The following is a 240-nucleotide window of genomic DNA, read 5'->3' as shown; positions in this document are numbered from 1 at the left end:
CGACATGCATCGAACCGGCGGGCAGATCCACTACGCGCCCGCCTTCATATTCGATCTTCAGATGCCCGCGTAAGACGTAAAACAGTTCGTCTTCGTGAGTGTGGTCGTGCCACACGAGTTGACCGCGTACCTTGGCGACTTTCACGTATTGATCGTTGACCTGGGCGACGACTTTCGGCGACCAGTATTCGGATACGCCGGCGAACGCGTGTTCGAGATCGAACGATTCGGCGAAGGGAG

At 57.1% G+C, this 240-nt stretch carries 1 protein-coding gene; it reads right to left on the bottom strand.

The genetic code is table 11. The features are described from left to right. The coding region (locus SB772_RS45075; protein ID WP_410839158.1) for a cupin domain-containing protein at positions 1-240 on the bottom strand (240 nt) is incomplete at both ends.

The sequence above is a fragment of the Paraburkholderia sp. SIMBA_030 genome (assembly GCF_046535245.1).
Lineage (GTDB): Bacteria > Pseudomonadota > Gammaproteobacteria > Burkholderiales > Burkholderiaceae > Paraburkholderia.
The sequence above is the reverse complement of the archived record's forward strand: the minus strand, read 5'-3'. Positions and strand labels throughout refer to the sequence as shown.